27 protein-coding genes are annotated in these 26,245 nt (G+C 32.6%); 9 read left to right on the top strand and 18 right to left on the bottom strand.

The window, feature by feature from the left end; genetic code table 11:
• Window positions 1–22 precede the first annotated feature (22 nt).
• From ACFWU4_RS09265 to ACFWU4_RS09290, 6 genes are all read left to right on the top strand, one after another.
• The gene (locus ACFWU4_RS09265) at window positions 23–619 is read left to right on the top strand and encodes an NUDIX domain-containing protein (RefSeq protein WP_411127071.1); all 597 of its coding nucleotides are present in this window, start codon (window positions 23–25) and stop codon (window positions 617–619) included.
• Between the two features lies 1 nt (window position 620).
• Window positions 621–869 carry a redox-active disulfide protein 2 gene (locus ACFWU4_RS09270; RefSeq protein WP_411127073.1) on the top strand — a complete coding sequence of 83 codons (249 nt, stop codon included), beginning with the start codon at window positions 621–623 and terminating at the stop codon, window positions 867–869.
• Between the two features lie 42 nt (window positions 870–911).
• The gene (locus tag ACFWU4_RS09275) at window positions 912–2,147 is read left to right on the top strand and encodes a DUF6638 family protein (RefSeq protein WP_411127075.1); all 1,236 of its coding nucleotides are present in this window, start codon (window positions 912–914) and stop codon (window positions 2,145–2,147) included.
• 41 nt (window positions 2,148–2,188) lie between these two features.
• Window positions 2,189–2,725 carry a hypothetical protein gene (locus ACFWU4_RS09280; RefSeq protein ID WP_411127077.1) on the top strand — a complete coding sequence of 179 codons (537 nt, stop codon included), beginning with the start codon at window positions 2,189–2,191 and terminating at the stop codon, window positions 2,723–2,725.
• A gap of 108 nt (window positions 2,726–2,833) precedes the next feature.
• Complete coding sequence (locus ACFWU4_RS09285) at window positions 2,834–4,528, top strand: hypothetical protein (protein ID WP_411127079.1); 1,695 nt, start codon at window positions 2,834–2,836, stop codon at window positions 4,526–4,528.
• Entirely contained in the window at window positions 4,518–5,288 is a 771-nt protein-coding gene (locus ACFWU4_RS09290; protein WP_411127081.1) for a hypothetical protein, read from the top strand. The genes ACFWU4_RS09285 and ACFWU4_RS09290 overlap by 11 nt, the downstream gene beginning before the upstream one ends.
• A gap of 73 nt (window positions 5,289–5,361) precedes the next feature.
• Here the strand turns inward: ACFWU4_RS09290 and ACFWU4_RS09295 are convergent, their stop codons facing one another.
• Both ACFWU4_RS09295 and ACFWU4_RS09300 read right to left on the bottom strand, forming a co-directional pair.
• The gene (locus tag ACFWU4_RS09295) at window positions 5,362–5,826 is read right to left on the bottom strand and encodes a GNAT family N-acetyltransferase (RefSeq protein WP_411127083.1); all 465 of its coding nucleotides are present in this window, start codon (window positions 5,824–5,826) and stop codon (window positions 5,362–5,364) included.
• Window positions 5,816–6,829 (bottom strand): formimidoylglutamase, encoded by a 1,014-nt coding sequence (locus tag ACFWU4_RS09300; RefSeq protein ID WP_411127085.1) that lies wholly within the window; start codon window positions 6,827–6,829, stop codon window positions 5,816–5,818. The genes ACFWU4_RS09295 and ACFWU4_RS09300 overlap by 11 nt, the downstream gene beginning before the upstream one ends.
• Window positions 6,830–6,926: 97 nt before the next feature.
• Here ACFWU4_RS09300 and ACFWU4_RS09305 point away from each other — a divergent pair, with 97 nt between their 5' ends.
• Window positions 6,927–7,814, top strand: a complete 888-nt coding sequence (locus tag ACFWU4_RS09305) for a chromosome partitioning protein ParA (RefSeq protein WP_411127087.1) — start codon at window positions 6,927–6,929, stop codon at window positions 7,812–7,814.
• Window positions 7,815–7,838: 24 nt separating this feature from the next.
• Here the strand turns inward: ACFWU4_RS09305 and hutI are convergent, their stop codons facing one another.
• From hutI to ACFWU4_RS09325, 4 genes are all read right to left on the bottom strand, one after another.
• Window positions 7,839–9,107: an imidazolonepropionase gene (gene hutI, locus ACFWU4_RS09310; protein WP_411127089.1), complete on the bottom strand. Its 1,269-nt coding sequence runs from the start codon at window positions 9,105–9,107 to the stop codon at window positions 7,839–7,841.
• Window positions 9,108–9,201: 94 nt separating this feature from the next.
• Window positions 9,202–10,599, bottom strand: coding sequence for a class II fumarate hydratase (fumC, locus tag ACFWU4_RS09315; protein ID WP_411127091.1), 1,398 nt, complete (start codon window positions 10,597–10,599; stop codon window positions 9,202–9,204).
• A gap of 236 nt (window positions 10,600–10,835) precedes the next feature.
• A complete protein-coding gene (locus ACFWU4_RS09320) occupies window positions 10,836–11,498 on the bottom strand; it encodes an ABC transporter ATP-binding protein (RefSeq protein WP_411127251.1) in 663 nt (220 codons plus the stop codon).
• Window positions 11,499–11,550: 52 nt separating this feature from the next.
• Window positions 11,551–14,013, bottom strand: a complete 2,463-nt coding sequence (locus ACFWU4_RS09325) for a DUF5916 domain-containing protein (RefSeq protein WP_411127093.1) — start codon at window positions 14,011–14,013, stop codon at window positions 11,551–11,553.
• Window positions 14,014–14,233: 220 nt separating this feature from the next.
• Between ACFWU4_RS09325 and ACFWU4_RS09330 the strand changes: the two genes are divergently transcribed.
• Window positions 14,234–14,494, top strand: coding sequence for a hypothetical protein (locus ACFWU4_RS09330; RefSeq protein ID WP_411127095.1), 261 nt, complete (start codon window positions 14,234–14,236; stop codon window positions 14,492–14,494).
• A 6-nt stretch (window positions 14,495–14,500) separates the two neighbouring features.
• On the opposite strand, the gene ACFWU4_RS09335 is transcribed toward ACFWU4_RS09330, so the two are convergent.
• From ACFWU4_RS09335 to ACFWU4_RS09385, 11 genes are all read right to left on the bottom strand, one after another.
• Window positions 14,501–15,262: a CDP-alcohol phosphatidyltransferase family protein gene (locus tag ACFWU4_RS09335; protein ID WP_411127097.1), complete on the bottom strand. Its 762-nt coding sequence runs from the start codon at window positions 15,260–15,262 to the stop codon at window positions 14,501–14,503.
• Window positions 15,263–15,297: 35 nt separating this feature from the next.
• Complete coding sequence (locus ACFWU4_RS09340; RefSeq protein WP_411127099.1) at window positions 15,298–15,765, bottom strand: DUF4375 domain-containing protein; 468 nt, start codon at window positions 15,763–15,765, stop codon at window positions 15,298–15,300.
• 129 nt (window positions 15,766–15,894) lie between these two features.
• A complete protein-coding gene (locus ACFWU4_RS09345; protein WP_411127101.1) occupies window positions 15,895–16,482 on the bottom strand; it encodes a type 1 periplasmic binding fold superfamily protein in 588 nt (195 codons plus the stop codon).
• 31 nt (window positions 16,483–16,513) lie between these two features.
• Window positions 16,514–18,913 carry a TonB-dependent receptor gene (locus ACFWU4_RS09350; protein ID WP_411127103.1) on the bottom strand — a complete coding sequence of 800 codons (2,400 nt, stop codon included), beginning with the start codon at window positions 18,911–18,913 and terminating at the stop codon, window positions 16,514–16,516.
• A 33-nt stretch (window positions 18,914–18,946) separates the two neighbouring features.
• Window positions 18,947–19,288, bottom strand: a complete 342-nt coding sequence (locus tag ACFWU4_RS09355) for a hypothetical protein (protein ID WP_411127105.1) — start codon at window positions 19,286–19,288, stop codon at window positions 18,947–18,949.
• Complete coding sequence (locus ACFWU4_RS09360) at window positions 19,285–19,773, bottom strand: DUF6787 family protein (protein ID WP_411127107.1); 489 nt, start codon at window positions 19,771–19,773, stop codon at window positions 19,285–19,287. Before ACFWU4_RS09360 ends, ACFWU4_RS09355 begins: the two co-directional genes overlap by 4 nt.
• 26 nt (window positions 19,774–19,799) lie before the next feature.
• Entirely contained in the window at window positions 19,800–20,252 is a 453-nt protein-coding gene (locus ACFWU4_RS09365; RefSeq protein ID WP_411127109.1) for a DUF6146 family protein, read from the bottom strand.
• A 211-nt stretch (window positions 20,253–20,463) separates the two neighbouring features.
• Window positions 20,464–21,102: a DUF937 domain-containing protein gene (locus tag ACFWU4_RS09370; RefSeq protein WP_411127111.1), complete on the bottom strand. Its 639-nt coding sequence runs from the start codon at window positions 21,100–21,102 to the stop codon at window positions 20,464–20,466.
• A gap of 96 nt (window positions 21,103–21,198) precedes the next feature.
• A complete protein-coding gene (locus tag ACFWU4_RS09375; RefSeq protein WP_411127113.1) occupies window positions 21,199–22,149 on the bottom strand; it encodes a D-2-hydroxyacid dehydrogenase in 951 nt (316 codons plus the stop codon).
• Window positions 22,150–22,192: 43 nt separating this feature from the next.
• Complete coding sequence (gene serC, locus ACFWU4_RS09380; RefSeq protein WP_411127115.1) at window positions 22,193–23,254, bottom strand: 3-phosphoserine/phosphohydroxythreonine transaminase; 1,062 nt, start codon at window positions 23,252–23,254, stop codon at window positions 22,193–22,195.
• A 114-nt stretch (window positions 23,255–23,368) separates the two neighbouring features.
• The gene (locus ACFWU4_RS09385) at window positions 23,369–24,427 is read right to left on the bottom strand and encodes an acyl-CoA reductase (RefSeq protein WP_411127116.1); all 1,059 of its coding nucleotides are present in this window, start codon (window positions 24,425–24,427) and stop codon (window positions 23,369–23,371) included.
• A 165-nt stretch (window positions 24,428–24,592) separates the two neighbouring features.
• On the opposite strand from ACFWU4_RS09385, the gene ACFWU4_RS09390 reads away from it, so the two are divergent.
• Complete coding sequence (locus ACFWU4_RS09390) at window positions 24,593–24,946, top strand: 4Fe-4S dicluster domain-containing protein (RefSeq protein WP_411127118.1); 354 nt, start codon at window positions 24,593–24,595, stop codon at window positions 24,944–24,946.
• Between the two features lie 232 nt (window positions 24,947–25,178).
• Here the strand turns inward: ACFWU4_RS09390 and ACFWU4_RS09395 are convergent, their stop codons facing one another.
• A complete protein-coding gene (locus ACFWU4_RS09395) occupies window positions 25,179–26,162 on the bottom strand; it encodes a phytanoyl-CoA dioxygenase family protein (RefSeq protein ID WP_411127120.1) in 984 nt (327 codons plus the stop codon).
• Window positions 26,163–26,245: the final 83 nt, after the last annotated feature.

Genomic DNA, 26,245 nt, shown 5'->3' on the forward strand with positions numbered 1-26,245 from the left:
TTCTAAAGAAAGAATTAAGTAAATGCAAAACCTAAAAAACATAATAAAAACAACCCTTTCAAAAGAATGGGCCACTTTAGATCGCATAGACTACGATTACCAATTTAAAAACTGCAAATGGAAGCGTCTGTCTCGTGAAACCTATAATCGCGGTAATGGTGCAGCTATATTGTTGTATAATAAAGCGAAAGCAACTGTAATATTAACAAGGCAATTTAGGATGCCAATTTATGAGACTACACCAAATGAGAGCATGTCAATTGAAGCTTGTGCAGGTGCTATCGATAATAATGATTCAGCATTAGAGACAATTATTAGAGAAACTGAAGAAGAGGTAGGATATAAGATAAGTAATGCTAAGCAAGTATTAACAGCTTATACATCACCAGGGGCATTAACTGAGAAAATGTATTTATTTGTTGCAGAGTATAATGATAGAATGAAATTTAATGAAGGAGGTGGGTTAGATGCGGAAGATGAGGAGATTGAAGTATTAGAATTACCATTTTCACAAACACTAGAGATGGTTAAAAATGAAGAGATTATCGATGCTAAAACAATTATGCTTTTACAATATGCTCAAATAAATGACTTGTTGCAATCAGCAAAACAAAATTAATATGGATTTAAAAGATAAATCAACTGAAAAATTGAAAGGAGAGTTAAAAGGCCTTAAAATGATTACAGGAGTTTTAATAGGTGTTTTAGGTTTATTATTTATTGTATGCGTTTACGGATTAATTACCAAAGAAGACAACAGTACTTTTACAGCATTAATAGTTGTACCATTGGCTTTGAGCGCAATTATTCCATTGAATTATGGAAATATGAAAAAGATTAAAAAGGAATTAGAATCGAGAAATCAATAATTATTAGAAAAGAAAAATAGATTACCGCTTTACGTCAACAAGATGAACAAATTAAAAGAAGCAAATTTATATAGAAGTGAACTCATTCCTGTGAGTGGAAAATTAGTAGAGCGTTATAACAAGTGCCTAAAAACATTAGGCTTCAGTGAAACAAAACTAAAGTCCTTTTCTATTGATGGAGTAGGTTGGAGTCCAGAAGTTGCAGAAGAAAAAAAGGATACGCAATATCTTAATCATGGTGATGCAAATCCACATGGTATTATTATATCTCCGTTGCAGAAAGGCAAGCCCGTTTATTTACCTTTTCATTCATTCGATAGAGAAATGATGCAACATGTGTTTAGAACACATGGTGCAAAAATTAACAATATTACTAGAGACTCTGCTATTTGTATTGATTTTGATCAAGATATAGATGTCTTCTACGAACCCTTAGATGTCTTAAAATACGATGATGTAAGTATTACATTCAGGCTAATTGATAATCTTGAGGAGAAACAAAAAGAACAACTTCGACTAGTCGACAAGTTTAGAAAGGACAATAACTTTATAGACGAAAACATTCATAAGGAGCTCTTAGATTCGGCAAAAAAGTACGGTGATTTAAGAGAGAGAGATTTAAAACTTCACCCATTACATTTTTCTACAGGTTCATTCTATACAAGAGCTTTTGATGGCGTTTATTTACTTAGAGATTTTATAAAACCGATTGTTATTTTTGAAAGTAAAGAAAATTATAAAGAAGCCATAAAAGATACTATACACGACGTATTGATTTATCATATTGCGCAACCTGAGTTGGTGGATAAACTTAAAGATCATATTATTATTGAATGCGACTTAGAATCCATGGTAAAAACACCAAATTATGAACGGATTAAAAAATATGAATTATTTCAATTTTTAAAAGAGACACAGCACCCAATTAAAGATATTTTAGACAGTAAGCCTTTATTTAAAAGTTATTTAAATAAAATTGATATTAAGTCAAGAAAACAGGTCATGGGAGCAGAATTATATCTCGAAAAACTAGAACGTAGTAATGCTCATAAAGTAGAAGATTTGGTTGAACAGTCTATGTATTTTGCCCTTCATCAACCGCATTCGTCATTATCAGCCAATCATCGCGATTTAATTCATAAGTTGTTGATTAACATTGCGCCAAAGGATGTTTTATTCTTGTATTGGTATGATAAAGAACAGTTTTATAAGAATTATGAGACTTGGGATGATTCCTTTAAGGAGTGGGTGATAAAGACCATTAGTAACAATATCTAACATTTTTAGACTAATTTTATAAGAAACTAAAACAAAACACCATGGGACTAGAACTTGTTATATTTATTGCAGCCATATTATTTGGAATATTTCTCTATTGGAGAGAGTCTAATGGAAACGGAGCCTATCGCTTTTTAAACAAAGTAGTTAATAGTAAAGAACTGCAAATGAGTGCAGATAATCCAAAAGGATTTATTTATAAACAAGCATTCTTACCACGATTAATTTTTGTTATTTCTTTGGTACTAATTTCAGCTTTAATTGTAGAGTTTTTAACTCCACTCGCTGTATTTTCAAGTTATAATGGCATTTCGATGTTTTCTTCTTTTGCGGTTGGTACATTAATAGGGACTTATGTTGCAGGTTTTGTCATTAAGTCGTCTGAAGTAATTGAAACTCAAAGTGAATCGATAGAAGATAAGTTTGACGATGTTGTAGAAAAAGGTAAAGATTTTCTTCAAGATTTAAAAAATAAAGACACCAAGGTGGTAGAAGAAGCTAAAGCAGAAATTAAAACTGAACCAGTAGTAGAAAAACAAAGTGCACGTGACCGTTTAAAGGATAAGGGTCTCATGTAGTAAGTCATTACCATTAATAAAGGAATGTAGTAGTCTTTTAGAAAAGATTTTAAAATAAGGATTACAATAGCTAAATTAAAACTGACTTAACAACGACAAACACATATTATGATAAAATCATATTGGAATAAAGGCGGAAAACAAAAACGTATTACAGTTTTTGTAATACTACTTATATTAATATTACTCTTCTTTTTTAGAGACGATTATCAACCTGTATTACTGTTTGTAAGAAAGTATCTCTTTATAATTTTAGTAAGTCTATTGGTTTTATTTTTAGGACTAAGAAAGTTTAGAAAGACTTCAAGTACAGTTGGTAGATTAGGTATTTTGGGATTACTAATTGTATTTTTCGGATTGCTTTATGTTTCCGGTTGGCATTATAAAATGTATGATTATATGAAGACTTACAATGTCTTTAATAATCTTAATAAGGTAGAGATAGAAGAATTGCCACTAACTCAAAACGAACGTATTCAACCACTGAGAAATGTATTCTCTATGGCCAATGAGAGTGTAGGTGAAACTAAAGATGTATCCTTGCCACATTTAGTTAGGATTGGTACTGAAAATAAATGGACCATGGCTATTCAACCGAGTGAAAAGTATGTGATGCAGCAAATCAGTGATAATACTGAAGAAGTATTTTCTGTAAGCAGTACTACTCCATTTCCACGTTTTTCTAATGAAAACCGTATACCTGTTACGTTTTCAATAGGTGAGTCCTTAAAATTTAGCAGAAACACTTACAATGCTGTTGTACAACGTTTTAATCCATGGATGCTAGTTAACTATGAACCAAGCGATACCTTTTATATGAAAAACGATTCTGGGTCATGGGTACAGGTTGTGAGCCTAATTAAATGGAAAGGCTTCTTTTTTCCATATCCTTCGTTTGGTGGCGTAATGATTATTGATAATGGAGAACACGATGTTAATGATTATATAGAACGTATTACTATTGGAAAAGGAACATTTGTGAGTCCAGAAGAGATTAAAAATTATCCTTTTCTTACCAAGCAAAATACACTATCAGAGAAAGTGTCTCAACTACAAGCAGAATCTTTAAAATTTTTAGGAGGATTTAGTGATCCATTACCATGGAATATGGAGACCGCAGTTAAGATTCCTTTAATGCCAAAAGATCAAAACCAACAACCTTATGTTACGGATTTTGATTTTGCTGGTTCAAACTCAGATGCCTATAGTGGTTTATATCACTGGTTTGGATTAGAACCTGTTGGTGATGAGCGTACGAGTTTAAGTTACAGTGTATTTATTCCTGCAGATGGAACTGATAAAATGTATTATTACGACCATGCAACCAAAAAACAAGGTTATGCAGGTGTATCAGCAATGCCTTTAAAAGTAAAAGAATCGCGTAAGGAGTATGACTGGAATGCAAGTACACCTGTTGAGTTTAGACCATATATTAAAGATATAGCAGGTAGAAAACGTATGTTCTTTTTAGGAACAATATCGTCCATAAGCGATACTAACGATCAACAATTTGATGGTTCAGCAACACCAGATTTAGTGTTGATAGATAGTGAATATCGTGATGTGATTTGGATAGACGTAAAACATCCAAGCACTTGGGACGAAACCGTCTATGGTCAACTAAACGAAGCTTGGAGATCTAGTGAGGGTATCGGTTATTACTACAAAGAAGAGCCAAAGGACGAAGACATTATAAAACAATCATTAGACACTCTAAAAACCATACCTAAAGTAGAGAATAATACAAATAAAATTGAAGCGCTTCAGCGTGAATTAGATTCTTTGAAAGCCGTTGAAAATTAATAGCTATGAACCGAAGGTTATAAAGGCTAATAAATTATTTGGCGTAACATTCTATCAAAGAAAACGTATTGCTGAAAATAAAGTCATTCTCGATTTTGAGCCAGTGCATTGTGATGATATAGGTCTATACGTTATAGGTAAGTATCCAAGACTTAAGTACAATAGCACTTCTTTCAATGAAGATTTTAATTGGCAATGGCATGTAATTGTCACAATTAGGCTTACTATCCTTAATCTCATAAATAAAGGAGTTATAGATGTTATTAAGGTTGAAGATAAGGTAACCTATTTGTATAAATCATTTCCAAGAATAGATACTGACTATTATTTTAAAGTAACAGATATACAAAAAGATAAAGATTGGTTTTCTCAATTAGTTTATAAGACGATTAATGAGGTTAACCAAAGAAAAAAAACTAATTTATTTGGTTATATTAAGTCAATTTTAGATAATATAATTTACCCTCAAAGCACTTATAAAAATCCTGCTAGAGCATTTTTAATTCAAATATTGAGAAAATATACCAAAGCCTTTCCTTGGATTCAAATAGAAGCAAAATCTAAGTATTTAGGACTATTAGAAAACCATAGTTTAAAGGTTGCAGAAATCTATATTCCTAGAATTAGTATGCAACACCAAGCTTTATCAAATACAGACAATAACCTTTTTAGAAGTAGTAAAACTTATGCGAACTTTTGTAAATGTTTAAACTACGAAATTGAAAAAGATTTTAAACGTAGACTTGCAAATAGAAATTAAAAAACGCAAATTATTTGATGTAATTAATATACTCTTCGAAAAAGATGTGAATTATTACAAGGACAATAATATTTTAGAGTTCTAACAACATCTTTATATCGCTGCGTTTATAAGGACTATTAGCTTCAAGTTCTAATTCCTTAAATCCATATTTTCTATATAAATAGATAGCATTTTCTAATTTGGTATTAGAGTAGAGTAGTAGTGCTTTTAGATTTTGTGCTTTTCCAAAGTCAATACAATGTTGTAATAAAAGCTGACCAATTTTTTGTCCACGTTCTTCTGGTAAAACAGACATTTTAGTAAGTTCTAAAATCCCGTCAGTATCTGTAGGCATTAAAGCAACTGTTCCCACAATTTTATCATTTTTCATGGCAAAGAATATAAAACCTCCTTTGTTAATAATATAGGTGTTGGGTTTACTTAAAACTTCTTCATCAAAAGGTTCAACATAGAAAAAAGTTTTAAGCCATTCTATGTTTAAATCATAGAAACTACGAGCGTATACTTTATCAAAATCTATAATTCTAATTGCCATGTGCTTTTATAAAATCAGTTATTAAATACGTAATAAGTTTACCAACTTTAGTAGCCGTTTTTTTAGTTGGTGCAGCTTCACAAATATGCAAATAACTAGCATTTTCATGTTTTGCCATGTAATGAACAAATTGTCGTGCTTGCTTTACACTAAACCCACTGGGACTCATGGCACTACTTGGTATATTTTCAATAGCATCACAATCTATTTCAATCCCAAAATACTTGTCACAAATATGATCTAATGCTTCTTCTAACTCAGTTTCAAAGCTCAATTCGTTTCGTACTTCAATAGCGTCGTATGTATTGTACTTCATTTGTTTTAACCTTTTTAAGGTCTTAAATAACTTGTTTGAAGTATAATTTTCATGCAACCCAAAAATGAAATAATTTTTTAAAAAGCCTTGAGCAAAAGCGTAGCTAAATCCATTACCACTATGTCTGCCTTCTTCTGCTCTAAAATCCGTGTGCGCATCAAAATTTATTACATTCATTTTAGTAGAATGAGCTAAAGCAGCTCCTTTAATATTGCCGTAGGCATTATTATGTCCACCTCCAATGATAATGGGTGTTTTACCAGTCTTAATTATAGAAGACACTAGATGTGTTACATTTTTATCAATAGCATCGACAATAGTTCTTGCCTTATTTATGTTTTTCTTATTAGGCTTTAAATTTACAATAGCACGTTCTTTAGTATAATCTAAGTGACCTAAGATTAAAATACGACTGGCTTTTGTAGCGTTGTTACTTTGCGTATTTAACAAAATTTTAATTGTGGCCTCCCAAGCTTTGTAAGTCCCTGTTTTTCCGTAATTTGCATACACACCAATATCCTCGGCAATACCAAAAATAACATAGTCAACGTCTAAATTAACAATAGCGTCGTATATGTTAGTGAGGTTAGGTAATAACTGAATATGTTCTCCAAATTTTGATTCTCCTTTACGGGCTTTTAATAAGGTATCGCGATCTTTAAGAGTAAATAAAACGAGATTATTCATTTGGAATTTTATTTAAAATAAATGTACAGCTTTTACATTAAACTCAGACTAAAATAGAAAAACAAGAATTGACAATAACTTAAAAAAACTAAAATTTATGGAAGGTTCACAAAAAACAGGTACAGGTCTAAAAGTAGGTTTAGGCATCTTATTAGTTTTATTTTTAGGAACAGCATTTTATGCATCTAAATTGTATACTGATAATAAAGAAACTGAGAAAACACTCACTACCGAAAAACAACAGGTAATGAATGATCTTAACAACATGGCTAAGCAATATGACGAAGCGATTGCAGAAAGTGAAATTAAGAATGAAGATTTGGTGGCAGCAAGAGATCGTATTACTGGTCTTATGGATTCTTTAAAAGTATCTCAAAATAGTGTTAATAGCTTATGGAGGTATAAGAAGAAATTCTTAGCATTACAAGAAGAAATGGATGTATTACTTGTTGAGAATGACCGTTTAAAAGTTGAGAATGAGTATTTAGCAACGTCTTTAGACAGTACACAAGTACAATTAGCTGAGCGTACTGTTTTTACAGATTCTTTATTAGTGCAAAACACAGAATTAGCTGGTGTTGTTAAAGATGCAGCTGCTTTACAGACTGTTGGCTTAATAGGTATGGGTATTTTAGAAAGAAGTAGCGGTAAGCAAGTACCAATGGAACGCGCAAGACGAAGTGATAAAATTAAAGTATGTTTTACAGTGGCAAAAAATATGTTAACTGAAGCGGGTGATAAAGAATTATATGTACAGGTAATTGATCCTAATAACAACGTATTAGGATCTAATGACCAAATACAGTTTGAGGATCAAGTATTAAACTACAGTTTAATAAGTCGTTTTAACTACGAAAATAGAAACTTAAATATTTGTGAATATGTATCACCTTCTGAAGATTCTAAATTTGAAGCTGGTCGTTATAAGATAAATGTATTCAACGATAAAGAATTAATTTCGTCTTCAGAATTTTCTTTGAAATAAGAAATTAATATTGATTAATAGCTATTAAATCCGGAAGATCTCTTCCGGATTTTTTATGTCCTTTAGTCTCCCATTAATAATCACTTGTTCAACAGGGTTGTGGGCAAAGGCATATGGTATTTCACTATAGTGATTTAAAGGCTTTGTAATGATAAGATTTGCTTTCTTACCTCTTGTAATGCTGCCATACATATTACTAATTCCCATAGCGTAGGCACCATTTATAGTTGCTGCGTTTATAGCCTCTTCTGGTGACATTTTCAGTTTAACACAAGCTGCACCCACAATAAAATTCATATTACCACTTGGAGCAGAACCAGGATTGTAATCTGTGGCTATGGCAAGTGGCAAACCTGCATTAATAATATCTCTAGCCGGAGTATATGGTATACTCAAAAAATATGAGCAGCCAGGCAAAGCCACAGCAATAGTTTCGCTTCCTTTTAAAGCTTTTATATCTTTAGTATCTAATTCTTCTAAATGGTCTACAGATAATGCATTGTATTTTACACCAAGCTCCACACCGCCAAGTATATTAAATTGATTCACGTGTATTTTTGGCCGTAAACCAAATTTTTGCGCAGCTTTAAGTATGCGTTCTGTGGCTTTAATATCAAAATAACCGTCTTCACAAAACACATCGATATAATGTGCTATGTTTAAGTCTACTGCTTTTGGTATTAATTCGTTAATAATTAAATCTACATAGTCATCCTTTTTAGCACGATAGTCCTCTGGTATCGCATGTGCAGCTAGCAGTGTTGGTGTAATCTTAGCTAAACTCTCTTGCTTAATACGCTTTATTACTTTGAGCATTTTTAACTCAGCATCAACAGTTAAGCCATAACCTGTTTTAATTTCTACAGCACCAGTTCCCATTCTAATAAGTTCGTCTAAGCGCTGCATGGCTAGCTCATACAAATCATCTTCAGAGGTATCTTGCAAAGTTTTTGCAGAGTTTAAAATACCACCACCTTTATTGGCAATCTCAGCATAAGTCAATCCATTAATACGATCTACAAATTCTGAAGTACGATTACCAGCATAAACTGTGTGTGTGTGTGAATCGCACCATGATGGTAAAACAATTTTGCCAGTAGCATCAATAATAGTTTCGGCTTCTATGGTTCTATAATCTTCCATTTTACCATATTCTATAATGGTGTCATTCTCTATATATACGTACGCATTCTCAATAAGCGGAATGGTATTCATGTCACTACCTTTAACAATAGTAATATTAGATTGGTGTACTTGTAAGAGCTGTTTTATGTTGGTGATTAATATGGACATGGTTAGTTGGCTTTCCGTAAAGATTGTTAATTTTTATCACAAAAAAAAACGCTAACCTTATTAGATTAGCGTTTATATTAATTTAGTGAGGGTCTTATTTAAGACTACCAACCATATCTTCTGGCTTTACCCAGTCATCATAATCTTCTGCAGATACATAACCAAGATTAACAGCTTCTTCCTTTAAAGTCGTACCGTTTTTATGCGCTGTATTTGCAATTTCAGCTGCTTTATAATACCCTATTTTAGTATTTAAAGCCGTTACTAGCATTAAAGAATTGTTTAATAATTCTTTAATCACCTCATGGTTAGGTTCTATACCACTCGCACAGTTTTCTTCAAAACTCACACACGCATCACCAATAAGTTGTGCAGATTGCAAAATGTTTGCAGCCATCATTGGTTTAAAGACGTTAAGCTCATAATGCCCTTGTGTGCCACCTATTGTTACAGCAACATCGTTACCCATAACTTGTGCGCAAACCATAGTTAAGGCCTCACATTGCGTTGGGTTTACTTTTCCTGGCATAATAGAACTTCCTGGCTCGTTGGCAGGAATAATAATTTCACCAATACCAGAACGTGGACCAGAAGCCATCATTCTAATATCGTTAGCTATTTTGTTAAGTGAAACCGCTAATTGTTTTAGCGCCCCATGTGTTTCTACAATAGCATCGTGCGCAGCCAGTGCTTCAAATTTATTTTCTGCGGTTACAAAAGGTAAGTTGGTAAACTCAGCGATGTATTTGGCAACCAAAACATCATAACCTTCTGGTGTGTTTAAACCTGTACCAACTGCAGTACCGCCAAGTGCCAACTGACTTAGATGTGATAAGGTATTTTCTAAGGCTTTTAGCCCATGATCTAATTGCGATACATAGCCCGAAAATTCCTGACCAAGCGTCAATGGAGTCGCATCCATTAGATGTGTACGACCAATCTTCACCACATTCTTAAATTCTATAGATTTATTATGTAACGTATTACGTAACTGAATCACTCCAGGAATCGTAGTTTCTACCACCTTTTTATAAGCAGCAATGTGCATACCAGTAGGGAAGGTATCGTTAGATGATTGCGATTTATTAACATCATCATTAGGCTGAATTGTTTTTTCTCCCTCACCAATAACTTGACCTGCAATTTGGTGTGCTCTGTTGGCAACAACCTCATTTACATTCATATTACTCTGTGTGCCGGAGCCAGTTTGCCAAATAACTAAAGGAAACTGATCATCGTGCTTGCCGTCTAAAATCTCATCACAGACTTGAGCGATTAAATCGCGCTTTTTTTTAGTTAAAACACCAAGCTCAGAGTTAGTATAAGCTGCTGCTTTTTTAAGGTAAGCAAAACCATAAACTACTTCTAAAGGCATAGATGCTGTGGCACCAATTTTAAAGTTATTACGAGAGCGTTCTGTTTGTGCTCCCCAAAGTTTATCGGCAGGTACTTTAACCTCGCCCATGGTGTCTTTTTCTATTCTGTATGTCATGATATAATCGTTTTTAAAAGCATTGCAAATTTACGGATTTTGTAAGTTTTAATGAATTGAAAGCGAGGTTTTGTTTTAAGCTAATTATAATTACACGTTAATTAGTTTTAGGTTTTAGAATAGAAATTACGTAGTTCTAAGTATAGATTTTCTGTTTTAGAAAAACTAACTTCGCTTAACGTTTTATATAAGTCATTAAAACTACGTCATATCATAACTTTAAGTGCTAGATAAAATCACCCAACAATCTTCCCATCAACCATAGTAAGTTTTCGATCTGCCATATCTGCTAAGTCTTGGTTATGTGTAACAATAACAAAAGTTTGTTTAAACTCATCCCTGAGCTTAAAAAAGAGGTTGTGAAGTTGTTCAGCAGATTCACTATCTAAATTTCCAGAAGGTTCGTCTGCAAAGATTATATTGGGTTGATTGATCAGTGCTCTTGCAACTGCAACACGCTGTTGTTCGCCACCAGACATGCTATTAGGCTTATGATGTATGCGCTCTTTTAAGCCTAAATAATCCAACAACTCTAAAGCTCTTTTTTCTGCATTAGTCTTAGATGTGTTATTTATAAATGCAGGAATACAGACATTTTCTAATGCAGTAAATTCTGGCAATAACTGGTGAAACTGAAATATAAATCCAATATTTTTATTTCTAAATTTAGCTAAAGCTTTATCATTTAGTTCTTTTATAGATTGACCATTAATAATGAGTTCGGTTTCAGTATTATAATCGGGTTTATCTAAAGTTCCTAAAATTTGTAACAAAGTGGTCTTTCCGGCGCCAGAAGCTCCTACAATTGAGATAATTTCACTCTCTGAAATATTAAGGTCCACACCTTTTAAGACTTTTAAATCTTTATAAGCTTTTTGAATGTGTTTTGCAGAAATGATTGTTTTACTCATACTAGCGTGAAAGTAATACTTAATGAACTAATGCACAATTTTAAGAGGCAGATTTGTTACCTTTAAATACAGATTTAATTCCATTAAAATCTATAAAATACTGCACTCTAACGGAGAAGGTGTGTTGTGTTGGTTGATCGAACAACGTGTCTAAACTTTGTGAATAACTATCTTCTGACAAAGTGTCGAAATTAAACAATTGGTTTCTATATAAAGCTGTTAAGAAACTACCAGGTGCAAATTGCCATGAGTAGCTTAAATCTATATTCCAAGTACTAAAGTTAATATTAGGACTTCCGCCAACATTATTTACGGTGTAACCAGAATCTGTAGTTACACGGCCATTATCTAATAGGGTAAATAATTCGTTGTCATAATTTACGGTGTCCCAATAATGTCTGAATGAAAGTGCTAAAGTATTAAATGGATTAAAGGTGTAATTGGCCGAAATACTATTTGTAATAGTTTGTCGATTACGTTCTCCTAGAATGGGTTGGTCATCAAAAAAAGTTGCATAACCTCTTTGACCATTTGCTCTTCTAAAATCAAAACTATAAATTAAAAGTAACTTATCATTCGGTCGTACTCTAGGTCTAAAATTAAAGTTAAAACCCGCTAAATCTCTGCCATCTTCAATGATGAAAAATGGATCTATTCTTATATCTAAAGCAAATTTCTTATTATAATTTGAGGAATAGAAACCTCCAAAACTTACAATATTTTCAAAAATAAACGGTCTTCCGTCTCTTGACTCAAAATAATCATATTGCTTACCAGGTTCAATATTTAATCTAAAACCGTAACCATTTAATTTTTTTGTTTGTGCATTATAACTACCACCAAAATTAAAACCAGTAAATGTGCCTGGATTTGCTAAATTTCTATAGTTTATAAATGCATTAAAACGGTAGCTATTAAGATTTCCTTTTGGCTCAAAAATTCTATAGGATACATCTGCACCAAAATTATTGAAGTTATTTCTAAAGTTAAGTCCTAGGTCATTAATGTCATATTTGGTGTCAGCATATCTATGATCCACACTGTATCGCCAGTTACCATGCGTTTTACCAATAAAAAAACTTGTGTTGAAGCCGGTTTCTGCATCATCAAATTGATACTTAACATTACTCATTTTTGCTTGAGCATCAATTCTGTAGGTGTTTCTTTTATTTTGGATATTAGCGACTAATGCCGTAGCATTGGCATCTCTAAAATTACCTTCTCTTAGTACGTTTGTATTTATTAAGCTTATAGACGAATTTCCATTAAATTGTTGGTCTATTACCAGTATGTTATAGTTAGAGATTGGCTCAACTACTTCGCTGCGTTTTTCGCCAGTGACTATATTTGTTATTGAAGCTTCTGTTTTCTCGGTAACAGCATTGAAAATGCCAACACCTAAGCCTTTCTTTGTTCGCCCAGAAATTTTAATAGCATTTAAAACCTTCACCTCATTTGGTACATTTGCTTCCTCTTCGTCGGTTAAACTTAATTGACCACTAGGACTATTACCAACACGTCTCGAAAAAAATAAATCTCCTTTAGAGAAAAGCTCTACTCCCTCGGTAAAAAATTGACGTTGCTCAGAGAATGTCTGTTCAAAAGGGCCAAGATTTAGAACAACGTTATCAAAACCTGCTTGACTAAAATCAGGAACTAAGGTAGCATCTAGTGTAAAATTATCTGTTAACCCAAATTTAACGTCCATACCAAAGGTTAAATCAGTATCGGTATCTCCATCAAAACTATTTACTATCCCTGTAGAAAATGGGTATAAATTGAGTCTAACAGGTGGTTTTATATTGTTTAGTCCTTTAAGCTCACCATGATATAAACCTATGTTACCTTGTGTAGGATCAAAAGGGTTCCAAGTGTATTGTGAGCGGTATCTCCTAAATTGCCTATGAAATTGTAATCCCCAAGTTGGATTTTCTTGGTCTGTAAAACGTAAAGTTCTATATGGTAATTTTATTTCAACCGTCCAACCATCATCTTGCATTTTTACGGCGCTTTCCCAAACGGCATTCCAACTAAAATCTTCACCTATTGTCGGATTAAAAATAGCATCTGCTTGTTGGCCAGAACTAAATACAAAAAACTGTGTATCGTTTTGAGCATCATTATTAGGGTTTAATACTACCGCGAAAAAATCATTCTGTCCGAAGTTATCGCGAGATGTAAATTGTCGCATGATTAATGAAGGGTCATCATATAAATATGCAGAAATATAGATAGCTTCATCATCATAAGTCATTTTAACTTCTGTTCTCTGTTCTGGCTCAAGGGAATTCCCTATTTCTGGTCTAAATTCAATAAAACCAGTTGCAATTTCTGCGTTTACCCAAGCTTTATCATCCAAGATTCCGTCAATTTTAGGAGCAATGCTCGTACGCTCAATTTGCAATGACTTTTTATCTTTAGACATTACCTCGTTATCCTGTGCAAGAGCGAAAGTATAATTAAGTAAAGTAAATAATATTAGAAACAAAGAACGTAAGTTCATAATTGGTTGATGATAGTTTAGTGCTTAGATTAAAGATGCATTTACTAGGCGATTGGTACACTTTAATTTTACAAAGCTACATTCTCATGTTAAGTATGGCTCATAATTAAAAGTTAAAAAGACTTAAGGAATGTTAATGAAATAACTTGACGGTTTGTCACAAAGAAAATTTGGAATACTTATTGCTCTAATTAACATAGTTTAATACTTAAAATTATAAATGAAAAAATACCAAAAACTTATAGTGAGCCTAGTGTTTGATTCATTAGGTTATGTCTCTTTTATTTTTCCCCCATTCGATTTTATCTGGGCACCTTTATCTGCTTATTTTATGACAAAACTGTATAAAGGTAAAGAAGGTAAGATTGCAGCAGTTGTTACTTTTATTGAAGAGGCTTTACCATTTTTTGATGTTATACCTACATTCTCGATAATGTGGTTATATACCTACGTTTTGAAAGCAAAATCAAAAGCTAATTAAATAGTATCAAAGCATTTTTCTAATTGCTATAAATACAAAGATCATTAGTGAGTAGCCTATAAAAAATGGTATAATAAATTCTTTTAAGCCTGCCACTAACATCACCGAAATGATTAAAAGCTGAAAACCTAAGCCAAAAGTTGAGATTGCGGTCATTAGCCATTTTGGTAATACTTTGCCTTTAGAAGCATCTTGATCTAAAAAATAAATGACTTTATCGAAACTACCATAGAGTACTTTATATATAGCAAAAAGAATATTAACGTTTTTCTGTTTTTCTCCTTTAAGAGCTTTTGGAGTAGATACTTCGAAAACTCTACTTGTAATATCTCCATTAAATTTATTTCTTAAAATAACATAATAATAGTTATACAATGTTCCTTGTAGTTGAATCCCTAAAAAAGCTAATATAGTATACCATATATTTGATTCTGTTATATACCATAAGGCTAATAGAATTATGGCATTAAGAATAATATCTGCAACAGAGTCTAAATACCTTCCTGTATAAGAAGGTGTTTGTTTTATTCTTGCCAGTTCGCCATCTGCAGCATCTAGTATAGATTTAAAAATTAGAAAGAATGCTGCCGACCAAAAATGTCCATTTATAATACATACAACTGCAAATAGACCTGAAATAATAAAACCTATAGTAACGTGGATAGGTGTAAATTTTGTGTCTTTAAGCACTAAAGAGATAGAACGTGCAACTGGTCTTCCGTAATCTGAAAGATCAATAAATTTGTGAGCATTGGGTAATTTTGACATTAATAGTTTTGTAGCAAAATTTTGAGGAATATACCTTAATATTCAAAATCTGTTTTGTGAAGTTTAATGTGGGCTATAACCAAATCTACAATATTTTCTTTCACATTGATAAGATCTAATTCAAGATGAGACCATATATCTAAATCTTCCGTATCTAATTTACTAATAAATTGCCTTCTTAAAATAATATCCTTTGGTACAGGTAGGTCTTTAAATACTTTAATTGCTTTATCGATAATAGTAGCTGTTTCGTGGGCCTGTATATCTATAAAGGCTTGTAATACATTGTGTGTAAATTCACCAGAGGTATTATAAAAAAAACCATAAAGCCCCTCATTGTTTATTTCACTTTCAAAAATATCTATATAAACGAATGTTTGTTCTGCAAAAGAAAGGTTTCTAAAAGTGTTATTATCGTTTGCCTTATTCCAAAGAACGGTGCCAACTAGTTCAACGATATCCGCAGCATCTTCTTGTTTTAAAGCAAAATCAATTTCAGTCATTAAACAGTAAACTTAATTTGAAATGGCAAAGATACATTAATAATAGCCTATAGGTTTTTAAAAACGTTCCAAATAACAACAAAAAAAAGCACTCGTTAGAGTGCTTTTTTATTTTATATAATGTAAAAATTAATTAACAGAATATGTAAATGTTGCAGCAACATCAGTTTCACCGCCTGCATTAGTAATATCACCGTCACTTACACCAGCTGCATCTTTAGATGGCTCGTGTCTTAATGTTACAGTTATTGTATTACCCATAGCAGCTGCCCCTGAGCTAAAAGTTGTACTTACTCCAATAGGATTACCATCATCATCCATATCTGTATATACTACTGAGCTTCCTGAAGTACCCGTAAATCCGTAAAATACCTGGTGTTCGTCATCTTCTTCTAATACTTCTACAGTAATATCTTCAGATGGGTTTTCTAATTCATTTAAAAACTCTACACTTCCTGTGTAATCTGTCATTGCTGTCATGGAACCAACAACTGTAATTACTGGTGCATTTGGTCCATCTCCGTCTAAATCTTGACTTTGAAATACCACTGTACTACTATCAGCATTAGATGTTAAAGTAAGACGCACTGTTGTAATAACTTCTTCTTCGTTTACTGGTGCTGGATCGTCATCATCAGAACACGAAGTCATTAGGCCTAAGGCCATAAATAAGATTAAAAATTTGTTCATTGCTTTCATTTTGTTTGTAGTTTTCATGTTTAATTTTTTTTAAAATGTTTGAGTTTCTTTAAAAGTTAAATTGTAATTGTAACATTATATTTCGTCCAACATCATCAGCAAAATAACGAAGGCGATTAAGATAAGCTCTATATTTAGTGTCTAAAAGATTGTTTATACTAACAGCTACGTTTAAATCTGTGTAACTAGATGTTTTAAACGTTATTTCAGAATAAAGATGTAATAAATGAAAAGCATTTGGCGGAGTACTAAAGTCTACAAGTATGTTTTCATTTGTAGCCGCCACAAAAGTTTCAAAATTATTATCAGGAAACTCTGTTTGTTCTGCAGTCCATTCGCTAGTTAAAGACACTAGAAAATTCTTCCAATTATTAGTCTTATAGGTTATACTGTTTCTGGTATTAAAGGCAGGAATATTAATTAAAGGTTTGTTAGCTTCAATATTATTTCCTTTTGTATATGACGACTTGTTTGAAAAATTTAAAGATTCACTAAGGTCATGGCTAACTGTTAAATCAACACCATATAATTCAGAGTCAGATTGTAAATAATTCCAAACCGGAAAAGCTCCTCGAATTGTTTGTTCTATACCAACAGGTTCTAAATACATAAAATCATTAATTCTATTATAAAAAGCTTCTAATATGATATTCGTTTTATCATTATTGTAATTGTAACTCGCTGATATTCTATTAGAAATTTCTTGTTTTAATCTTAAGTCGCCTAATTCTAAACGCGCAGCAGAGTGGTGTAGGCCATCACTAAATAATTCTGACGGATTAGGTGGTCTGCTTGAAAGACTATAATTAGCTATGATGTAACTATAATCACTAAACTCATGTTTAAGACCTGCTGATGCAGAAAAATTATGATAATTAAAGACAGGATTTGTTAGGAGTTGAGTGCCTAAATCGTCGACTACAATATCTGCAAAATCTACATTATAACCACGCTCTTCCCAGCGACTAGTGCGGTAAAACTTCTTTGCATCAATGCGATTAAAATCATATCTAGCACCAAAATCTAATGTTGTTGATGAGTTTAATGCATATTCTACTATGGCATACATGCCAGCATCATACTTATCGTAATCTGGGATTAGCCGTCTTACGCCAGTATCTGGATTTGCAAAATTATTTTGATACCTACCTAAAAACCCAAATTTTAATTTATAGTCAGATTTTGAATCTAAAATAACATCAGTTGATAAGGTATGCGTTTGCAAATTAAGGTCTAAAGCTGGTTTGTCTCTGTCTTCTCCTATACGCACATCAAATTCAAAACGTTGATTATTCTGATAGTCATACTGCACATTAACTTTTCCGAAATTCTGAAATCGTTTATAATACATGGCTTTTAATAAGTGATGTGTAACGTCTTGTTTTGGAGAATTAATATCATAAGTAAAATCGTCAATAACTAACGGTTGTTGGCTATTAATCGCATCTACTAAATCTTCAACATTTCCAATATGAGATGCTCTAAGGATACCAATTTCATTGTTTAAATAACTGTAGAATATTTCAAAACCAGACTCAAACGTTTTTTTACCTCCTCTTAGAGAAAAACCTTTAGACCTAGAGCCTGTATTACTTAGTATGTAGTCTGGTGCTTCAAAATCTCCATTTTTTCTTAATGACGCTTGTATATTAACAAACCAGCCACTAGCGTAGTTTTTATTTAACGCGGAGTTGATATTAAAAACTTTTCCATTAGACTGACCACCTATAGTTGTTTTTCCAAAAAGTGTATCTCTTAAAATTACTCTCGACGGATTTACAATAATAACTCCACCAATTGCATCACCTCCAAAAGCCAAAGCTCCTGCACCTTTTATAACCGATATTTGTCCTGCCGAATTAATATCAATATTAGGTGCATGCTCAATTCCCCATTCTTGATCTTGTAGTCTCACATTATTATTAAGAATAAGTAATCGGCTACTATGCATTCCATTTATCATTGGTTTAACAATAGAATTTCCAGTATTAATGGAAGATACACCAGCTACTTCTTTTAAAGCATCACCAAGATTTAAAGCACTATATTTTTTTAAAATATTGCCTTTGAGTACAGTTTCTTGGGCTGTTTGAGTTTCTTTTTTGCTAATGTTACCAGAAACGGAAATTTCATTGAGTTCCTCAATATGATGCTCAATTTTAATAGCTTTAAAAGTATCACCAACAATATCGTAACTTACTGTTTTTGTTTCACAGCCAATATGAGATATCGTTAATGTTAACCCGCCAATGCATAAGTCTTCAATCTTGAATTTACCATCAAAATCAGAGACTAAATATTTATCACGTTCTTTAATAAATATAGTAGCAGATCCTATCGGTGTTCCATCATGAAAATCTGAAAGTTCTCCTAAAAAGGTATATGTACAGTTTTGACTATAACTTAAGCAAGATATTGCTAAAGCCATACCAACAATAATTTGTTTCATTAAATGATTTTATTAGTGTATATGTGAAAAATACTACACTAATAGAGGCGGACCTCTTAGAAACCTTGATAATTGCTGATAATTATTATAAGAAATATAATGTTCTAATGTTCCTTTAGAAAATGGTATAACCGTCTTATTATCGTATTTAGATAATACGAAAAATTGATTTTTATTAAGTTTAAACTTATAAAAATCACAATCTAAGTCAGTTTCGTGAAAGTGCGTTTTTAATTGATTGTCAGATTCACAAACCTCGTGAGTGTGATGATTAAAGGCATGTGTTAATTTTACAGCAGACGGCAACAATACAATAAGCACAAGCAAAATTGCTAAGCCTCTAAATAATGATGATATTACTGTTTTAAAATTCAATCTAAAAAACGTTTTAATCCAAATCGTTTAAGCATTTTCTTTTCAAATTCCCAGAAAAATTTAAACTGCCCAAAAAGCCATCCAAAAGTAACTAAAAGAATTTGATAAAAAATGAGTCCAATGATAATAAATAATATCCAGTAAATAACTGGGTTTAAGTTTTCTTTAGTAATACCAAGTAGCTTAATAATTGGTCGTCCTATATAAAGAGAAGAAGATCCTGTTATGGCAAATACGATAAATACACGTATCATTTCCCATTTATATTGGAGAATCCACTTTTTTTCAAGCTTCTTAAATATATACAGGGTTAGTTTTAATAAACTATAGAAAATAATGGCCGTAGCAATAATGATCAGAATTAAATTATCTGATATTCTATTGGCTAGTTTAAATGCAGAATAAGTAAGTGCAAGCAAACCTAAAAAGGGAAATAACAACTGCCAATTGTGTTGTATTTCCCAATGTGTTTTAAATTTTCCCATAGCACTTTAAGCGTGCTGCAAATTTACTAAATTCTGGGAATAAAGGTAGAGAGTTGTTGCTTATATTTCATTTGAAAATAAACAAAATAGTTGTATAATTTGTAGTTGACTTCATAACCATAATCAGTACGTGTGTCATAATCTATTCTTAGTTCGTATAAGCTAGGATCATAGGTGTAGGGTTGAAGATTTCTTTGGTTCCATGCTTGCACTAAAATCGCATTTCTTGTCTCTAACCATTGTTGAGAATAATAGCCTCTCTGTCTAGCAGTACTTACTAGCCAACCATTAAAGCCAGGTTCTATAATTATTATTTCATAATCTGTTTCATCACTGCTTATACTAACAGTATCGTTTTCTGCAAAATTATTTTCATTTCCATTATTAATAGTTTGATTATTGTTGTAGGATTTGCAACTTGCAATTAACGCTATAATAATGATAAAAGGAATGAATTTTTTAAAGTGTGAATTTTTCATAGTTTTGAAAGATATTAAAAATTTGTTAGTGTTGTTTTAAGTTGTATTTGATTTAACACGACAAATAAATAGTAAAAACAATCCTTATCATAGTATAGATATGCAAACGAACTGTCCTAATGAGTAAACGTATAGTTTGAGTGAGTTAAAAAACTGTAAAAACAAAAAGCAGCTCTAAATGAGCTGCTTTTATTATAATGAGATTAAGCTTTTATTTTCCGAATAAGCCTCCTAGTAATCCACCAAGTCCACTTTTCTTTTTGCTTCCACCTCCTAACACCATGCCAGCTACGTCATCAATAACGCTACCATCACCATCAGCATCTAATATTTTTTCTAAAAAACTTTGTTCGTTTTGTGTAGAGCTTCCGCCCAAAAGACCACCTAATAAACCAGATAAATCACTCTGAGAACTTACATTGTTTTGTCTCGATTGTTTTCCTAAAACACCCATTAAAATTGGTGCAGCTACCTTTAAGATATTTGCAACAGATCCTGAGTCTAAACCAGATTTTTGCCCGATAACTTGCTCAACTCCTTGTTGTCTGCTTCCTAAAACATGATTTAAAATTTTAGAACCATCTGTTTTTACGTCTTCGTCAACACCTCCACCAAATAAACCACTAAGGTTGTCTAATATGCTACCATCGTGTTTACCGCTTAATGCACCCATTAAGCCCTGTGCACCTTCTGGTGTAGCAGCATTACGCTCCATTGCTTTCATTAATACTGGTAGCGCCATAGTTAGTACACTACTTGTTTTATTTTGATCTGTTCCTGTAGAACCAGAAACACCACTAATAATAGTTTTCCCTAAGTCGCTGTTTAATAAGTCTAAAATTCCTGCCATTGTTGTTTGTAATTAAGATTAATAGTTAAGTTTTCAAGGTACAAAAAAGTCCTATATAATTATAGGACTCATTTATTTTGGTTTGGTCACTATTGGTTAACCTAAAATACTTATGATTTGTTCTGCTAACTCTGTACCTATTCTATCTTGTGCTTCATTAGTTGCGGCACCTGTATGAGGTGTCAGCGATAGTGCAGGATTCATTAACAACTGAATCTCTGGTTGTGGTTCTTTTTCAAAAACATCTAATGCAGCTCTAGATACTTTACCACTTTCAATAGCTTTTACTAAAGCAACTTCATTCACAACTCCACCACGAGCAGCATTTGCGAGAATGACACCGTCTTTCATTTGGCTGAATTCTTTTTCTCCAATAACGTAGTCTTTTTGTGCAGGAACATGAAGTGTTAAGAAATCTGCTTGCTTTAGAACATCTTCTTTAGAAATTGTTTCGATTTCAAAATTCACTTTTTGTCCGTCAAAAAAGTCTAGTTCTAAGTTAGCCTTTTCCATAAATGGATCAAAGGCAACAACTTTCATACCTGCGCCAATTGCAACTTTTGCTGTAGCTTGTCCGATACGTCCAAATCCAAGTACACCTAAGGTTTTACCTTTTAATTCTGTTCCTTTAGCATAGGACTTTTTAAGTGCTTTAAATTTAGAGTCTCCTTCTAATGGCATATCTCTATTAGAATTATGTAAATACCGTGCTAAGCCATAAAAATGACCAAAAACTAACTCTGCCACAGAGTGTGATGATGCAGCAGGTGTATTAATAACACTAAGACCTTTGCTGCGAGCATAGTCTACATCTATATTATCCATACCAACTCCACCGCGTCCAATTATTTTTAGACTTGGGCAGTTATCTATTATATTTTTTCTAACAGTTGTAGCACTTCTAACCAATAAAACTGAAATTTCATTTTCGTTGATATAGTTTTCTAATTGTTCTTGCGCAACAGTTGTTGTTATTACTTCATATCCAGCAGATTCTAATGCAGTTATACCGCTTTGAGAAACACCGTCATTTGCTAATACTTTCATTTTTATATGTTTTGTCATTACAAATTAGAATGACTATTATTACTTAAGCTTTACTCTCTAACTCACTCATTACTTCTACCAATGCTTTAACGCTATCTAATGATAATGCATTGTACATTGACGCTCTATAACCACCAACACTTCTATGGCCGTTGAGACCATTAATACCAGCTTCCTTAACCATAGCCTCAAACGTTTCTTTTAGATTTTCATTTTCTAAAGTAAATGTTGCATTCATTGTAGATCGGTCTTCCTTTACAGAATACCCTTTAAATAACGGGTTTAAGTCAATTTCGGAATAAATGAAATTTGCTTTCTTTATGTTTTCTTCTTCAATGGCTTTAATACCTCCTAAGTCTTTTAACCACTGTAAGGTTAACATAGATACATATACTGGAAATACAGGAGGAGTATTGAACATGCTACCTTTTCCGATATGAATCTTATAATCCATCATCGAAGGAATCTTACGAGATACTTTGCCTAAGATATCTTCTTTAATCACAACCAAAGTAGTTCCTGCAGGACCCATATTTTTTTGAGCACCAGCATATATTAAATCAAATTGTGTAAAATCTAACTGACGCGAGAAAATGTCACTACTCATATCACATACCATAGGTATTGATGATTTCGGAAAACTCTTCATTTGCGTTCCAAAAATGGTGTTGTTAGACGTACAATGAAAGTAATCATAATCTTCAGGAATATCGTATCCTTTAGGAATATAGTTAAAGTTAGCCGTCTTGGAAGAAGCTACTTCATAAATATCGTCATAAATTTTAGCTTCTTTAATTGCTTTGTCTGACCAAGTCCCTGTGTTTAAGTAACCTGCTCGTTTCTCTAAGAGATTTAACGCAACCATTAAAAATTGTGTACTTGCACCACCTTGCAGAAATAAGGCTTTATAGCCTTTTCCTTCTAAGCCAAGTAGCTCAAGCGCTAAGGAACGAGCATTTTCCATTACATCTACAAAAGGCTTGCTTCGGTGAGAAATTTCTAAAAGCGATAAGCCATCATCAAAATTTAAAACAGCCTCAGCTGCTTGTTCCATAACAGATTTTGGTAATATGCATGGTCCTGCACTAAAATTATGTTTCTTCATGAAAATTTTATTTTCATTTCCGTGATACCGGAAATTTATTTAATTAAAAAATTAACAGTTACAAAGGTGGCGATTAATTGTATAAAATGTGTTGCGAAATTCATAATTTTTGCATCATGTTTTTAACAAGAAATCAACAGTATCTATATTATCTGCATATTCCCAAAGTTGTGGCTTTTGTGTTTCTCCAAATGCAACTTCTTTAGATGAGAATCCGTTTGAAACTATGCATTGGATATTGTCTTTTTCAGTTGCCAACTGCGCTCTTAAAACCTCTATATTCTCGTAATACTCGTAAAACAATGTCGCAATAGGCGACGCAGAGCTTGTGTCTTCTTTTATCATTAAAAAACCATTCTCTAACATATCAAACTCACTCATTAGATACACAGCCTTATTATAATCGTAATTATTGGCGTACTTCGATTCATTTATAATAGGATGCCATTTGTAAACGGCTTCAAAAAAAGCATCGAAATTATAACCTTTTGGTACAAAAAGTTTCGATACATTTCGGCACCCTAAGCCATAATACCTAAATATGTCTTCTGATAAGAATTCTAATTCTTCCTTGGTTTCGTTACCAGATAAAACAGCAATGGAATTCCTATTTTTTCTGATAATAGAAGGTTTGTCTTTAAAATAATATTCAAAATAACGTGCTGTATTGTCACTTCCCGTGGCAATAACCGCGTCAAAATTTTCTAATTTTTGCTCCGTAAAGGTGATTTTACCTTTAAACTCTGGCTCAATAATTTCTAAATATTTAGCTAAAAAGGGGAGGAGGTGTTTATCATTTGAAGACTGCTTTACTAAAACTTGGTGTCCCGAAATAAGAACAGATAAAAAATCGTGAAATCCAACCAAAGGAATGTTTCCTGCCATAATTATGGCAATAGTTTTAGGTGAATTTATGTTAAAGTTATACTTTTTAGTCCAATCATTAATTGTGCTATATGTCAGTATTTTAGACCAAGACTCTAAACTGTAAAAAATATTTTTTTCGGTAAACCAGCCATTATGTTCTTTGGCTAATTTAATTTGATGTTTAAACCCATCAAAGAATAAATCATTAGCTTCTATACTAGCCTTTTTATCAATACCTTTAGTAGTAAATTGACTTAAAAAAGCACCTAATTTTGTAAAAGCGTTAATTCTTTGTTGTAAATCCATCTAGTGTTTGGTAAAACGCCATTTTGGCTCTATTTTTGCAATTGCAAAATTAAGCAATAAAAAGAAATGAGCTAGATTAAAGTTTGAAGTTTGTGAGCGTTATTACACGGCGGCAATCTTAAGTCTTTAATATGGTAGTTAAGAATAGACCAAAGAAAAATTACTATGGCAATTATAATCACAGATGAATGTATTAATTGTGGAGCTTGTGAGCCAGAATGTCCAAATACTGCTATTTACGAAGGAGCTGATGATTGGCGTTATGCAGATGGTACCAGTCTAGAGGGTAAAATTGTTTTACCTAACGGTAAAGCAGTAGATGCAGAAGAAACACAAGAGCCTATAAGCGACGAAGTTTATTACATAGCACCAGACAAGTGTACGGAGTGTATGGGTTTCCACGAAGAACCTCAATGTGCTGCAGTTTGCCCAGTAGATTGTTGTGTGCCAGATGAAGATGTTGTAGAAACTGAAGAACAACTATTAGGAAAGCAGCGCTTTATGCATCCTGAAGGCTAATACAACACTTATACTTATATAATTAATCCTGAGCTTTTGCTTGGGATTTTTTAATTATGATTTTGAAAAATACGATCTTGGTTGTATAGAATTTAAAACTAGTCATCTTCTTTTTTTTCTTCTAAAAAATAATCGAGTTTATGCTATGCCAAATAGTTACAAAATAAATAACTATTGTTGAGAAATCTTATGCTTTTGCATAAGCTAATGTTAGTTCATTAAACAAGATTACTTACCATTTTTTAGAACCCAATAATTTCTCACCTAATTCAGATAATATAGCTCTTCCGTATTTTGTTTGTTCCCATTTACGAGGATCACCTGGAAATGCAAAACCTTCTGGCGAAATACGATTTTTCCAAGAGTTAATACGCCAATCTTTTAATGCAGCATTATCTTCCTGAGCTGGCATCATAGAGATATATTGTGCAATTCTCACTTTATCATTCGAGCGATTTGGACGGATACCATGTGGTTCAGAACTATTAAATATTAGTAAGTCTCCTGCTTCCATAGGTACTTTTACAATTTTATCCTCTAGTTCAGTTACATCTGGTTTGAAGTGATCTCGTTCTTCGGGTTGAGTTAATTTCCAAGTATCATAATTTTTGTACAACCATGGAATACATTGGAAACCTCCCATGTTTTCATCCATTTGATCAGCTAAAGCTAAAACACCTTGTACGTTTTGAGGCTTTGTATCTGGATCATAATCCCAATGAATAAAACCCTTGTATTCATAGTTTGGCCGAATCGGAAAGTTTAAGTTTGCGCGGTCAATTGTTACCCATAATTTTTCCGTTCCCCAAATATCAACAAAGGCATCATACACTTTTTTTGTTTGACGATTATTCCAAAGATGTTGGTTGTTGTATACTTCCACCATGCCTGTTCCTGCTAGTTCCTTCATCTTCATTTCAGCGCGAGGAGCTGTATACCAAGTACTCTTATCATTTGGATTTTTATCTTCAAATTCCCAAAGAAAGTCAGCAGTCTGCTTGGCTTGCTCACGCGGAACTGCGTTTTTTATAACTACATAACCTTGTTCTTTCCAAAAATTCCATTGCTCTAGTGACAAGATTCTTAATGTATCCTTGGTAGCTTTTGTTCTTAGTTTAACCTTGCTGCTTTTTGCGGTAGAGGGATTCCCAGGAATGTCATTATGCTGATTATTAGGAACCATAGTGTGGTTCTCTTTTGCTGTCTTATTTTTCATGACTAAAAAGTTTTGATTATCTAATTAAAGCAAAGTTGAGTATTTGTACTTTATAAAAATTTAATATAATTAGCAAAAAATTG

The organism is Winogradskyella sp. PE311, assembly GCF_046545555.1.
GTDB lineage: Bacteria > Bacteroidota > Bacteroidia > Flavobacteriales > Flavobacteriaceae > Winogradskyella.

What these genes read in the sequence shown, in the direction of transcription:
- ACFWU4_RS09265 (WP_411127071.1), top strand. Translation starts at nt 23, where the DNA reads ATGCAAAACCTAAAAAACATAATAAAAACAACCCTTTCAAAAGAATGG.
- ACFWU4_RS09270 (WP_411127073.1), top strand. Translation starts at nt 621, where the DNA reads ATGGATTTAAAAGATAAATCAACTGAAAAATTGAAAGGAGAGTTAAAA.
- ACFWU4_RS09275 (WP_411127075.1), top strand. Translation starts at nt 912, where the DNA reads ATGAACAAATTAAAAGAAGCAAATTTATATAGAAGTGAACTCATTCCT.
- ACFWU4_RS09280 (WP_411127077.1), top strand. Translation starts at nt 2,189, where the DNA reads ATGGGACTAGAACTTGTTATATTTATTGCAGCCATATTATTTGGAATA.
- ACFWU4_RS09285 (WP_411127079.1), top strand. Translation starts at nt 2,834, where the DNA reads ATGATAAAATCATATTGGAATAAAGGCGGAAAACAAAAACGTATTACA.
- ACFWU4_RS09295 (WP_411127083.1), bottom strand. Translation starts at nt 5,826, where the DNA reads ATGGCAATTAGAATTATAGATTTTGATAAAGTATACGCTCGTAGTTTC.
- ACFWU4_RS09300 (WP_411127085.1), bottom strand. Translation starts at nt 6,829, where the DNA reads ATGAATAATCTCGTTTTATTTACTCTTAAAGATCGCGATACCTTATTA.
- ACFWU4_RS09305 (WP_411127087.1), top strand. Translation starts at nt 6,927, where the DNA reads ATGGAAGGTTCACAAAAAACAGGTACAGGTCTAAAAGTAGGTTTAGGC.
- hutI (WP_411127089.1), bottom strand. Translation starts at nt 9,107, where the DNA reads ATGTCCATATTAATCACCAACATAAAACAGCTCTTACAAGTACACCAA.
- fumC (WP_411127091.1), bottom strand. Translation starts at nt 10,599, where the DNA reads ATGACATACAGAATAGAAAAAGACACCATGGGCGAGGTTAAAGTACCT.
- ACFWU4_RS09325 (WP_411127093.1), bottom strand. Translation starts at nt 14,013, where the DNA reads ATGAACTTACGTTCTTTGTTTCTAATATTATTTACTTTACTTAATTAT.
- ACFWU4_RS09330 (WP_411127095.1), top strand. Translation starts at nt 14,234, where the DNA reads ATGAAAAAATACCAAAAACTTATAGTGAGCCTAGTGTTTGATTCATTA.
- ACFWU4_RS09335 (WP_411127097.1), bottom strand. Translation starts at nt 15,262, where the DNA reads ATGTCAAAATTACCCAATGCTCACAAATTTATTGATCTTTCAGATTAC.
- ACFWU4_RS09340 (WP_411127099.1), bottom strand. Translation starts at nt 15,765, where the DNA reads ATGACTGAAATTGATTTTGCTTTAAAACAAGAAGATGCTGCGGATATC.
- ACFWU4_RS09345 (WP_411127101.1), bottom strand. Translation starts at nt 16,482, where the DNA reads ATGAAAACTACAAACAAAATGAAAGCAATGAACAAATTTTTAATCTTA.
- ACFWU4_RS09350 (WP_411127103.1), bottom strand. Translation starts at nt 18,913, where the DNA reads ATGAAACAAATTATTGTTGGTATGGCTTTAGCAATATCTTGCTTAAGT.
- ACFWU4_RS09360 (WP_411127107.1), bottom strand. Translation starts at nt 19,773, where the DNA reads ATGGGAAAATTTAAAACACATTGGGAAATACAACACAATTGGCAGTTG.
- ACFWU4_RS09365 (WP_411127109.1), bottom strand. Translation starts at nt 20,252, where the DNA reads ATGAAAAATTCACACTTTAAAAAATTCATTCCTTTTATCATTATTATA.
- ACFWU4_RS09370 (WP_411127111.1), bottom strand. Translation starts at nt 21,102, where the DNA reads ATGGCAGGAATTTTAGACTTATTAAACAGCGACTTAGGGAAAACTATT.
- ACFWU4_RS09375 (WP_411127113.1), bottom strand. Translation starts at nt 22,149, where the DNA reads ATGAAAGTATTAGCAAATGACGGTGTTTCTCAAAGCGGTATAACTGCA.
- serC (WP_411127115.1), bottom strand. Translation starts at nt 23,254, where the DNA reads ATGAAGAAACATAATTTTAGTGCAGGACCATGCATATTACCAAAATCT.
- ACFWU4_RS09385 (WP_411127116.1), bottom strand. Translation starts at nt 24,427, where the DNA reads ATGGATTTACAACAAAGAATTAACGCTTTTACAAAATTAGGTGCTTTT.
- ACFWU4_RS09390 (WP_411127118.1), top strand. Translation starts at nt 24,593, where the DNA reads ATGGCAATTATAATCACAGATGAATGTATTAATTGTGGAGCTTGTGAG.
- ACFWU4_RS09395 (WP_411127120.1), bottom strand. Translation starts at nt 26,162, where the DNA reads ATGAAAAATAAGACAGCAAAAGAGAACCACACTATGGTTCCTAATAAT.